The 11,984-nt window shown below is 70.9% G+C and carries 7 protein-coding genes and 1 pseudogene; 5 read left to right on the top strand and 3 right to left on the bottom strand.

Features of this window, described 5'->3' with window-relative positions:
* Positions 1 to 17: 17 nt before the first annotated feature.
* On the bottom strand, positions 18 to 1,532 hold the full coding sequence (locus CCL05_RS10290; protein ID WP_086560211.1) for an ABC transporter substrate-binding protein: 1,515 nt from the start codon (positions 1,530 to 1,532) through the stop codon (positions 18 to 20).
* 122 nt (positions 1,533 to 1,654) lie between these two features.
* Between CCL05_RS10290 and CCL05_RS10295 the strand changes: the two genes are divergently transcribed.
* Complete coding sequence (locus CCL05_RS10295) at positions 1,655 to 2,614, top strand: ATP-binding protein (protein ID WP_086560212.1); 960 nt, start codon at positions 1,655 to 1,657, stop codon at positions 2,612 to 2,614.
* Positions 2,615 to 2,646: 32 nt separating this feature from the next.
* Here the strand turns inward: CCL05_RS10295 and CCL05_RS10300 are convergent, their stop codons facing one another.
* On the bottom strand, positions 2,647 to 3,189 hold the full coding sequence (locus tag CCL05_RS10300) for a hypothetical protein (protein ID WP_086560213.1): 543 nt from the start codon (positions 3,187 to 3,189) through the stop codon (positions 2,647 to 2,649).
* A 169-nt stretch (positions 3,190 to 3,358) separates the two neighbouring features.
* On the opposite strand from CCL05_RS10300, the gene CCL05_RS10305 reads away from it, so the two are divergent.
* Together CCL05_RS10305 and CCL05_RS47425 are read left to right on the top strand one after the other, a co-directional pair.
* A complete protein-coding gene (locus CCL05_RS10305) occupies positions 3,359 to 3,970 on the top strand; it encodes an HD domain-containing protein (protein WP_086560214.1) in 612 nt (203 codons plus the stop codon).
* 149 nt (positions 3,971 to 4,119) lie between these two features.
* Positions 4,120 to 8,590 (top strand): annotated as a pseudogene (locus CCL05_RS47425) (N-6 DNA methylase); the annotation flags it as partial.
* Here CCL05_RS47425 and CCL05_RS10320 read toward each other — a convergent pair.
* Positions 8,544 to 8,906, bottom strand: a complete 363-nt coding sequence (locus CCL05_RS10320) for a helix-turn-helix domain-containing protein (RefSeq protein ID WP_425275903.1) — start codon at positions 8,904 to 8,906, stop codon at positions 8,544 to 8,546. The pseudogene CCL05_RS47425 and the gene CCL05_RS10320 sit on opposite strands and share 47 nt — an antisense overlap.
* A gap of 528 nt (positions 8,907 to 9,434) precedes the next feature.
* Between CCL05_RS10320 and CCL05_RS10325 the strand changes: the two genes are divergently transcribed.
* Together CCL05_RS10325 and CCL05_RS10330 are read left to right on the top strand one after the other, a co-directional pair.
* On the top strand, positions 9,435 to 10,115 hold the full coding sequence (locus tag CCL05_RS10325; protein WP_086560215.1) for an LppU/SCO3897 family protein: 681 nt from the start codon (positions 9,435 to 9,437) through the stop codon (positions 10,113 to 10,115).
* Positions 10,116 to 10,370: 255 nt separating this feature from the next.
* The gene (locus tag CCL05_RS10330; RefSeq protein WP_086560216.1) at positions 10,371 to 11,933 is read left to right on the top strand and encodes a hypothetical protein; all 1,563 of its coding nucleotides are present in this window, start codon (positions 10,371 to 10,373) and stop codon (positions 11,931 to 11,933) included.
* Positions 11,934 to 11,984: the final 51 nt, after the last annotated feature.

Here is an 11,984-nt window from a genome sequence, read left to right on the forward strand (position 1 = left end):
GACCGCAGACGACGATCTCAGCGCCGCGTCCCGGTGCCCACCAGGGCCCGCTCGTACGGGTCGAGGACGACGCCCCGGACGTCGGTGGAGACGCCGGCGATGATCCGCTGGTGGGCCAGCGGCACGACCGCGTCCGTGCCGAGGACCGCGGCCTCGGCGGCCATGGCCGCGTCCTGCCGCTCGCCCGTGCCGTCGGTCCCGTCGGCCTTCGCGACGGCCCGGTCGACCTTCCGGTCGCACAGCAGGGCGAGGTTGTAGCCGCCGTCGCAGGTGTAGTCACTGGCGAGGATGCCGACGGGGTCGCCGGTGTCGAGCAGGCTGTTGCGGGCGCCGATGAAGGCGTCGAACTTCCCCTCCAGCGCGTCGCTCTCCAGCCGCGAGTACTCGCGCACCTGCAGCTTCACCTCGAATCCGGCCTTTTCGAGCTGCTGTTGCACGACCTGGGCGACCTCGGGGAGTTCGGGCCGGTTGTCGTAGGTGGCGAGGGTGATCCGTGTGCCGTCGGGCCGGGCGGCGGCCACGCGCCCCGTCGGCTTCACCCGCCTGCTCTCGGCCCAGGTGACCGCGGGTCCGTAGATGCCCGCGCCCGGGTCGGCGTACCCCTCGAAGACGCCCTTGACGATGACGGAGGAGTCGACCGCCGTGCGCGCGGCGGCGCGCACCTCCGGGTCCTTGAAGGGGCCGGTCCTGGTGTTGAGCTGGAGGCTGGTCGTCCGGGTGGTTCCGGCTTCCTTCAGGGTCTCCTTGTCGAGGGTGGCGGCCTGGGCGACCGGGATCGCCTCGGCGATGTCGACGTCGCCGCTGCGCACCGCGTTGGCGCGCGCGGTGCCGTCCTTGACGAATCGCGCGTCGATGCCGGAGGCGTGGGCGAGGCCGCCCCAGTAGTCGTCGAAGCGGTCGAGGGTGGCGGATCCGCCGCTGTCGGCCTTGGTGATCTCGAAGGGCCCGGTGGCGGTGCCGACGGGCGTGGGGGCGCCCTTCTTCCCGTACGCCTTCGGGGAGAGGACCGCCAGGGTCGGGCTGGACAGGCGCATGGGCAGGACGGGATCGGCCGCGCCGGTGGTGATCCGTACGCCGCGGCTGCCGTCGGCCTCGGCGTCGAGGGTGACACCGGCGAGGGCGGCGGGCACGGGCTTCGCCTTCGTGGCACGGTTGAGCGCTTCGGCCACGGCGGACGGGGTGACGTCCGTGCCGTCCTGGAAGGTGGCCTCGCGCAGGGTGAACCGCCAGGTGCGGTCGTTCTCGCGGCGCCAGGACTGGGCGAGCGCGGGGGTCGCGGCACCGTTGGCGTCCAGGGCGGTCAAACCCTCGGTGACGCCGAGCCGGCTGAGGAGCGTGGCATCGGCTCCGTACGGCGAGAAGTTCTCGGCGGGCGGGAAGGCGAGGGCGACGCGCAGCCGCGAGCCCGACGGCCCGCCGTCCGACGACGACTCCCCCGGCGGGGAGACGAAGCAGCCGGCCAGGCCCGGGAGGAGGACGAGGGCGGCGAGGAAACGGACGGGACGCTTGATGCTCTTGACACGCACTTGCACAGCATATGCATCAAGGCGTCTGCATCAAGGTGACCCCGAACGGCCCAAGCGATTTGACAGTGGTGACGATCACTCCCTAAACCTAACCACATGACATCCATTTTCAAAAAGGTGGGACGGTCATGAGGGTCGCGTTCGTCGGCAAGGGCGGCAGCGGCAAGACCACGCTGTCGGCGCTGTTCTCCCGCCACCTGGCGCGTTCCGGCGCCCCGGTCCTCGCCATCGACGGCGACATCAACCAGCACCTGGCCGAGGCGCTCGGTCCCGCGGAGGTGTCCGCCCCTCCCCTGGGCGAGCACCTGGACTCGATCAAGGACTACCTGCGCGGCACGAACCCACGCATCGCGTCCCCCGCGGCCATGATCAAGACGACCCCACCGGGACGCGGTTCCCGCCTCCTCCACCCGCTCGGTGACGACGAACTCCACACCCGGCACGTCGGCCGCGCGGGCGGCGTACCGCTGATGGTGACGGGCGAGTTCGACGAGTCCGACCTGGGCGTGGCCTGCTACCACTCCAAGCTGGGCGCGGTCGAGCTGTACCTCGGCCACCTGGCCGACGGCCCCGGCGAATACGTCGTGGTCGACATGACGGCGGGCGCGGACGCCTTCGCCTCGGGCCTGTTCACCCGCTTCGACCTCACCTTCCTGGTGGCGGAACCCACCCGCAAGGGCGTCTCCGTCTACCGCCAGTACCGCGACCACGCGGAACAGTTCGGCATCCGCATCGCGGTCATCGGCAACAAGGTGACCGGCGAGGACGACCTCCTCTTCCTCAAGGACCAGGTAGGGGACGACCTCCTGACCTACCTGGTCCACTCCCCCTGGGTCCGCGCGGCCGAACAGGGCCGCACCGAGGCCGGCCCGGACGCACTGGCGTCTCTGGAGCCCCACAACCTCCACGCCCTCCGCGTGCTGCGCGAGGCCGTCGACTCCCACCCCCGCGACTGGGACCGGCTCCACCGCCACGCCGTGGAATTCCACCTGCGCAACGCCCGAGCGTGGGCGGACGCCCGCACGGGAGAGGACCTGGCCGCCCAAGTGGACCCGGACTTCGCCCCGGGGCCGGCCACCCTGTCGTGAGGCGTGCTCTTCATGTCCCTTGATATCACTGGCTACTCGATCCCCGTGGCATCGAGTAGCCGGACCACATCCTTACGCCCATACCCGAGCAGTCGGGCGCGGTCAGCGGCCATCAGCACCAAGTGCGCGACGATCTCCGCTGCGTATCCGTTCTTGTCGTCCGCGTCGAACCATTCGTGGGGCTTCTCCACACCCAGGCTGTTCATCACCAGCCCGTGCTCTCGGCGAACCTCCGCGACGGTACCGGCGACCGCGTCCATGAGCGTCTTCCCTGGCCGCTGGCACTCCAGGGCGAAGCACCCCGAGTCGACCGGCACGCACCCCTCCGGCGGACGCGCCCGCAGCCCCGCATACCGTTCCTCCCCGAACCCGGAGGCCCGGAACTCGTCGTGCACCAACGAGAACCGATGGAAGCCAGGCGGAACCGGAGGGGGTGGAGGCGTGTACTCCCACCCGGCGTCCTCATACAACAGCCGCTTCACCTCTTCTTCTTCGGCATGCGTCACGGTGAAGCCGTTGGCCTCGTTGCGCCCGGTGGTCGTGCCGTCGGGGTTGCGGTGGAAGTGCAGGCCCATGGTGTGCTCCCGCTGCCGTGATGACAATGGACGAGAATTCCCCGTCACCAGCTCGAACGGCCCGCGAAGCCGGCCCGAGCCCGCTTCTCCGCAGCATCATCCGATCGTGTGAAACAGGTGACATGGGAAGGGCCGACCAAGCGGCATCGGCGGTTGTTACGCTCCTCCGGTGAGCATTCCGGGCCCCGCAGAGATCCAAGTGCTGCACGAGAAGCACGCACCCACCGCCGAGGCGTTCACGCTCGTCCACACGCACTGCGAGATCGTCTGGGGAATCGCCGAGCAACTCCTCTCCGCGCCCCACCTCGCTCACCTCGACGCCGAACTGGTCCGTGCCGGATGCCTCCTTCACGACATCGGCGTCTACCGCCTCTACGGGGCCGACGGACGGCTGGACCACGAGAACTACGTCCGACACGGACTGCTCGGCCACGAGATCCTCGAAGCGGAGGGATTCCCCGAGACCCTGCGCCGCTTCTGCTCCCACCACACCGGAGTGGGCCTCACGCGGCACGACATCGCGAGCCAAGGTCTGCCCCTCCCTCCCGCCGACTACCTGGCGGAGACGGAGGAGGAGAGGCTGGTGATGTACGCGGACAAGTTCCACACCAAGTCCAGGCCGTCGGCGTTCCTCTCCCCCGATGAATACGCCGCCCACGTCCGCCGCTTCGGTGAGGACAAGGTGACCGCCTTTCAGGCCTTGCGAGCGGAGTTCGGCGACCCGGACCTCACCGGTCCCCTGCCGAGCGGCGGGAGCGTCCAGCGGGTGGCCGGTACGTAGGTGACTCACGGCGTCGGCTAGTAAGAGGTGCCCGAAGGACGCCACGGCCGACCCGTCGTCGCCTCTCGCGCGGTCGAAGCTCGTGTCGGTGAACACGGCAAACCGTAGGTTGTTGACTGTTCACTCCGGAGAGGCTCAGGACTGCCGCCATGCCCCAGTCATCCGCGCAGGTGACCGCCGCCGAGATCTCCCGCATCGCGGGGGTCACGCGCGCCACGGTCAGCAGCTGGCGCCGCCGGCACGAGGACTTCCCCGCGCCGTCCGGCGGCACGGAGAGCAGTCCGCTGTACGACCTTGAGTCCGTCCGCGCCTGGCTGTCCGCGCGCGGTCACGTCTCGGCGGCGACCCCGTCGGAGGAGCTCCGTACGACGCTGCGTCTGCGCGCGCAGAGCGGTGGGAGCGGTGTGTCGCAGGGCCTGCTGCTCCTGGTCCTCGCGGCGGCGGGGCACTCACCCGAGACACTGACAGCCGTCACGGAATCGCCGGACACGGATCTCGTCGCGCACGCGCGGCGGGACGCCGAGACCGCGGCCGACGCCATGCCGGCCGCCGGTCCCGTCCGTTTCGGGGCGGGCGACTCGGCGGTGCTGCGCGCGTTGTACGCGTGTGTGCGTGACGAGGGAGGCCAGGCCGCCCTCGGCGTGCTCGCGGAGCGGGAGTTGGAGGACAGCGCCGCGTCCGGTGCGTATCTGACCCCCGCACCGCTCGCGGACCTGCTCGCCCGTCTGATTCCGGGGAGTCCGTCCAGCGTCCTCGACCCGGCCTGCGGCGGCGGCACCTTGCTCGCGGCAGCCGCCCGCCGAGGAGCGCGTGAGCTGTACGGCCAGGACAACCTGCCCGTGCAGGCCCTGCGCAGTGCCGTGAGCCTGATGCTGGCGGCTCCGGAGGCCGAGGTCACCGTGCGCGCCGCGGACAGCCTCCGCGCGGACGCCTTCCCGACCTGCTCGCCGACGCGGTGCTGTGCAACCCGCCGTACGGCGTGCGCGACTGGGCCACGACACGCTCGCGTACGACCCGCGCTGGGCGTACGGGGTCCCGGCGCGCCCCGAGTCGGCGCTTGCGTGGGTGCAGCACGCGCTCGCCCATCTCACTCCCGGCGGTCACGCCGCCCTGCTCCTGCCGCCCGCCACGGCGGGCCGCGCGTCGGAGCGCCGGGTACGGGCGGAGCTGGTACGCAGCGGAGCCCTGCGCGCGGTGATCGCCCTGCCGGCCGGCGCGTCGGTGCCGCTGCACGTCGGACTCCAGGTGTGGGTGCTGCAACGGCCCGAACCGGGCGGCCCCGCGCGCGAGTCGGTGCTGTTCGTGGACACGGCGGCGGACGTGGCCGGACCGGTCGCCACGGCAGGATGCGCCGGCACGGTGCCGAGCGCCGGCCTGCTCTCCCAGTGGAAGCAGCGCGAGGAGGACGCCGCCGGCATCGAGCGGCCCGAAGGCGCCCTGCCTGTCACCCCGCGCGCGGGCCTGCGAGCGCTGCGCCGCCCCTACTTCGCGGCTCGCTCGTACTTCACGATGGACGAGGAGCGGGCGGCGACCGGCGACGACGCCGTGACGTACGCCGCCCCCGAGTGGCGCGACCGCGTCCGCACGCTGAACGCGGAGGTGCTGCGCGCCCTCGGCTACGACGCCAAGCCGGGCACGCTGACGGTCGTCCGCGCCGAGCAGTCGTACGAGGTGACGGTCGCGCACGCGGAGAAGGACCTGGTCGCCCTGGACTGCGGCTGGTCCCCCGAGCCGGACGACGCCCTGGCCCCCGACGGCGCGGGACGCCTGCTGGACGAAGTGCGCCTGGACGGCCAGCACACGATCACCACCGGCTCGAAGCTGGCCTCGTTCCTGTTCGCCTGCGAAGACGCCCCGCGTTACGTCCTGCTGCTGGTCGGCGGCGTCGTCCTGCTTGCCGACCGGGCCGCGTGGGGTGAAGGCCGCTACCTAGCGGTGTCCCTGGATCGGGTGCTGGAACGCAACGGCACCAAGGCGGGCGGCGAACTCGACACGGTGGCCGCCCTGTTCGGCGCTGACTCGCTGCGCACGCCGGAGGAAGGCGGCGAGAATCCGCTCGCCACCCTCCTCGACAAGTCGACGAAGCACGCGGTGGGCGTCTCCAGCGAGCTGCGCGATGGCCTGCGGCTGAGCGTCGAACTGATCGCCAACGAGTCCTGGACCGGCTGCGCGAGGCCGGCGTCCGCCCGGAGGAGGTCAAGGAACTCCCCGAGCTGGGCCGCCGGTTGACCCGCGAGTCGCTGCGCTACCTGTACCGGATCCTGTTCCTGCTGTACGCGGAGCCCCGCCCGGAGCTGGGCATCCTGCCCTCGGACTACACCGAGTACCAGATGGGGTACGGGCTGGGCCGGCTGGGCGAGTTGATCGCCGAGCGGGATCTCGTCGACGAGAAGTCCCGCAAGGGGTTCTACCTGTACGAGTCGTTGGACTTGCTGTTCAGCAAGGTGCAGGAGGGCTACCAGCCGCGTCGCACGCACGGCGTGGACGCGGAGGCGGCCGAGGCCGTGACGGCGAAGACGTCGGAGGACGTGGGGCTGCGCTTCGAGCCGCTGCACTCCAAGCTGTTCGAGCCGGGCGCGATCCGGCTGATCGGCCGGTACGCCGTCGCCGACCCGCGCGCCGACGCCGAGGGGGAGCCCGCCGGTACCGAGGGCGGAGAGCGCTTCATCGACACCCGGCTGCGCAACGAGACGCTGTACCGGGTGCTGCGCCTGCTGATGCTGACCCGCGGCAAGAAGCGCGAGCGCGGCGGCTTCATCTCCTACGCCCAGCTCGGCATCAACCAACTCGGCGCGGTGTACGAGGGCCTGATGTCGTACTCCGGTTTCGTCGCGGGCGAGGAGCTGTACGAGGTCGCGAAGAACGGCGACCCGAAGGACGGCTCCTGGCTTATCCCGGCGACGAAGGCCGACGAGTACCCCGACAGCGTGTTCGTCCGGCACAAGGACGAGGACACCGGCGAGGAGCGGCGCGTGCGGTACGCGCCGGGCGCGTGCGGTACGCGCCGGGCGCGTTCGTGTACCGCCTGTCGGGGCGCGACCGCCAGACGTCGGCTTCCTACTACACCCCGGAGTCGCTGACCCGGGCGACGGTCCAACTCGCCTTGCAGCACCGCCTGGACCAGGACGACACCGTCACCGAGGCGCGCGAGCTGCTGGAATGGAAGATCTGCGAGCCGGCGCTCGGCTCGGGCGCGTTCCTCAACGAGGCGATCAACCAGGTCGCGGCGGAGTATCTGCGGCGGCGGCAGGACGAGTTGGGCGTCGCCATCGACACGGAGAAGTACGCGGTCGAGTTGCAGAAGGCCAAGGCGTACATCGCGCTGCACAACTCCTACGGCGTGAACCTCGACGACACGGCGGTGGAGCTGGCGGAGGTGTCGCTAGGGCTCAACACGATGCACCCCGGCATGGGGGCGCCGTGGTTCGGGCTGCACCTGCGGCGTGGCAACTCGCTGATCGGTGGGCGTCGGGAGGTGTACTCCGCCGAGCATCTGAAGAAGGGCGGCTGGCTGGGGACGACTCCGGAACGCTTCCCGCTGTCAGAGGCGCTGGCGGGGGCGCCGCTGCCTGAGGGGGCGGTGCATCACTTCCTGCTCCCGGCGAAGGAGTGGGGCGCGGTCGCGGCCGAGAAGGAGGCCAAGGCGCTGGCCCCGGCGGAGGCGAAGGCGCTGGCCGCCTGGCGCAAGGCGATCACCAAGTCGCCCAACGCCACGCAGACCAAGCGGTTGCAGGGTTTGGCGCGGCGGGCGGAGTACCTGTGGGGGCTGGTCGTGCGCCGGCTGGAGGTCTCCGAGCGCGAGATTTCGCGACGGATTGAAGTGTGGGGCGCGGAGGATGGTTGGCTGCGGTCGCCTGAGGTCGCGGTGCCGAGGGAGAAGGTCAAGTCCGACCTGGAGGCGGTCGACACGCCGTACTGGCGACTGAAGACGCTGATGGACGCGCGGTGCGCGCTGTGGTTCTGGCCAGTTCAGGAGGCTGCACTGCTGGACGGCTCGCACGAGGCGTACGTGCGGGCGCCGGAGGTTGCTTCGCAGTCGGCGGGGTGGACTGTGACGGCGGCCTCGGCCTCAGCCCCGGTTCCAGCTCAGTCGGGTGTACCTGCGCGGGAGACGTACGAGTCGGAGGACCTGTTCGGTGACGTCCAGGTCGTCGAGGTCAAGTCGAAGGGCACGCGGGGCGGCAGCCGCAAGGAGCAGATCCGGGGCGAGCGGCGACCGGTGATCGCGCTGGCCTCGCTGGACGACTGGCTGGACTTCGCGGAGTCGCTGTTGGGTACGCAGGACGTGGCGGCAGACTCGCTGGTGGCCCAGTTCGACACGCTGATGAGCTGGAGCGGTACGAGGACGAGTTGCCCGAGTGGATGGGCATGGAGCGGTTCACTTCGCTGGAGTCGCGGTATTCGTGGGCGGGGGTTGCTCGGGATGTGGCTGAGCGGCAGGGGTTCTTCCATTGGGAGTTGGAGTTCGGGCAGGTGTTTGCCCGGGGCGGGTATGACTTGCAGGTGGGGAACCCGCCTTGGGTTCGGCCGGACTGGAATGAGGACGCCATTCTGGCCGAGTTGAAGCCGTGGTTCAAACTGTCAGAGACGCCAAATGCTGAAGCATGGCGTGTACGCAAAGCACCTCCCGGAAGAACGCCGGATACCGTGCCCGCGCAACCTCCTCCTTCATAACCGTCAGCAGCCCACCGGCCTCCAAAATCGCATCCGCCCGGTCGATGAACTCCGGTCTCGGGATGCGCCGCCCCAACTCCACCGACGTGACCATGTCCTCGCCATACCCGAGCTTCGCGCCCAACTCCGCCCGCGTCAGCCCCCTGCTCGTCCGCAGCAACCGCAACTGCTGCCCGAAGCACCGCAGGATGCCCGTCTCGCCCTCACTGCCCTGAGCCGTCACCGGTGACCTCACCTCACCCACCCGCACAGTGGCACCCACCCCTCAACCCGCCGCAGGCACCACACCGGACCGTCACTCACCACTCACTGTAAGGACACGCAACGTTCGCGCCACTTGGGTCCGCTTCCCCCGTACCGGGGACGAACGCCCGCCCTCCCCGTACAACACCCCCCGTACATACACATCCGCGTGGCTCACCGCCACTCCAGGAACACCGTGCCGTTGGTCGGGGAATCGTCGGAGGAACGGGCCGCCTCCCCTCTCCTGAAGTCACCCTGATCACCCCACCCCACGTCCCGTACCGCTCGTTGGACAGGTAGACGGAGACGATAAGCGGATGATCCGGCCGGACGATGATCAGCGGGGTGCTGGATCGGCTCGAACGAGGGCCAACGGAGTTGAGATAGAGGGAGTTCGGCTCTCAGCGGCGCCGGAATGGTTAGCATCTCCTGAGCCTCAGCGGGGGAGGGCATTGTGGCAGACGCATCCGATGATCATTCCACTGCCAAGTTATGGGCGCTGGCAGGCGGGATCGCATCCGTCCTGTCGATCCTGACTTGGCTGGGCGTGAGCAACGCGGGGGAGCTGAAGGACCTGGTGTCCGACTCGCCCCCCTCCAGTTCCAGCCCGGCCCCGTACACGCCTTCTCCGACCGTCCGCGCCCCCGATGCCCCCGACACCGGTGAGAGGAGCACCGACGAGCCCGACCCCGAGCCGTCGACACCCGCTCCGGATCCCACCGAAGAGGCGTTCGAGGCCATCTCGGTCGGCGACTGCCTGGCGGTCCACGACACGGGCCGCGGGGGCACCACCAGCGTCGACTGGAGCGTCGGTGCTCCGCCGGACCCCGTGTCCTGCGCCGGCGAGCAGGCGCAGGTCCAGGTGACCGCCATCAACACGGCCTGCCCCACCGGCTATGGGAAGTCGTACTGGGGCTACCGGTCCGCCACCACCGGCGACACCACGAAGCTCTGCCTCACCCGCGTCTACCACACCGGCTACTGCATTCTCGGCCGGCAGTCCGGCCACTCGATCTCCCTCGCCCTGATGACGGCCGTGGCCTGCCGACGCGAGCCGGTACCCGTCCCGTACAACCAGATCATGCACATCACAGGCGTCTACCGCGCCCCGGCGGGCGCCGACGCAAACAACTGCCGCCGGGCGGCAGGCGACCAAACGCGCTACTGGGCCGCCCGGGTGGACGACGGCGCCACGCTGCTGTGCACCACGATCTACCAGGGCAGCTGACCGACAGCTCAATTCCCCCCGCCGGCCAGGTACGCTCGCGAAAGGGCCGGTTCAGACCCGTCTCCGTCGTCGTGACGGCCGTCAAGCCCGGGTTCACCGAAACGGACGGCGTTGTCACCCGGAAGCCCTCACCCTGTGCGATTTCATCCCCCTTCACCCCTGTGCCGCATACCGTGAACCCGCCGCCCGAACACATCTCGGCACAACAGGAAGCGGCGGTGACACGCAGGTCATGGGAGACGGAGGAAGAACGGGATGACACAGGCCGCCGCAGGGAGCGAGCTGGACGAACGGGTGCCGGGGCGCCGGTGGACCGTGCGTCTGGACCCCGTCGGCCGAGGCAGCTCGGAGGTGCGCGTCTCGTGCAGCCGACCCGCCTGTGCCGAGCGGCGTCTGCCCTCCGCGGCGGCAGGCCGTACGGCCGCGGTCGCCCACCTGAAGGCGCACCTGCGCGCCACCCCCGCCCCCAGAGCCGACACCTACTGCGCCTGCCGGGCCGACGGCTGCCGCGCCCACCTCCCCGACACCGGCAGGCATGCGCGTACCGAACAACCCTGGCGATGCGGCGGACCGGTCGTCCTGACCGTGATCACCGACCGGGCAGGACGCTGGTGGCAGGCCCTGGAGTGTTGTTCACGGTGTGCCGCCGCCACTCCCGGGGCCCGGACCGCGGCCACCTCCCATCCGGCCGCACCCCGGACCGCCGGCCGCTCGACCCCCGCGGCGGCGGGCACCGGCGCGGGCACGCCGCAGTTCTCCGACCAGCAGGTCACCACCCGGACGGGATGTCCGGCGCCCCTCCCCGTACCCGCACCCCTCCCCGTACCCGCGCGGCGCCGCCGCCCGCCGGAGGCGAGGATCGGCCGGCGTGTCATTCCGCGCGACCTGCGGCCCGTGTCCCTGCGGGACGAACTCACCGAGCTCGGTGACCTCTTCCGCGCCTACCAGAAGCGCCCCGAGCCCGACCTGGCGCTGCTGGCCGATCTCCAGGAACGCAAGGCCCGCGCCTTCCTCACCTGGTCCGACGTCAGTTGCGACGTCACCCTGCGGCTGGAGGCCCAGCGTGCCGAGCAGGCCGCCGCCGTCATCCGACGCCAGCACCAGCACCGCACCGGCCGTGTCCCGGACGGCGAGGAACCGGGCGTGGTGCGCCTGCTGACCGTGCCGACGCAGTGGGAGTACGCGCGCTCCGTCCTCGCGCACGTGGCCGGCCACACGCCGCTGCCCGGAGCGGAAGCACGGCTGCTGGTGCTGATGCTGACCTTGCGCACGGCGCACACCGGCACCGGCAACCTCGTCGGCCAGGACGTCAACGCGCTGGGCCTGACCGACCCGGAGGACCTGGTCGAGCAGCTGACCGGCTGCGGCTGGCTGTCCCTCCCCGGCACCGTCTGCGACCTGCTCGCATCCCGGCCGGAGAACCCCACCCCGGTCACCGTCCCCTCCCTGGTGCCCGACGAGGGCGGGACGGGCCCGTTCACGTTCGGCAGGAAGACACGGCCCAAGCTCTCCGGCTGGGCCCAGAGAGTCGTCTCGGACAAGAAGCTCCGCAAGGCCAAGGCACCCGCCGGCGCCCGGCTGTTCGCCGTGACGCTGGCCACGTGGACGGACGACGTGGGGCGCCTCGGACCCGGCGGCCAGGGCGTCACCCTGAACGCACTCGCCACCCGGGTCCCGGTCGGCTCCGGCGAACTGCGGGACCTGATCGACCGGCTGACCGCAGCGGACTGGCTCACCGACGCCGCCCTCACCGACACCCACCTCACCGGCCGGCTGACCGAACGTGTCCTCCCCCTCACCTGCCCCCTGCTGGATTGAGCTCCCGCCCGCCCGAGTCCGCGACCGCGTCCGTGGGCGGGGCGCCGTCAC

The sequence above is a fragment of the Streptomyces africanus genome, from assembly GCF_002150735.1.
In the GTDB taxonomy this organism is placed as follows: domain Bacteria; phylum Actinomycetota; class Actinomycetes; order Streptomycetales; family Streptomycetaceae; genus Streptomyces; species Streptomyces africanus.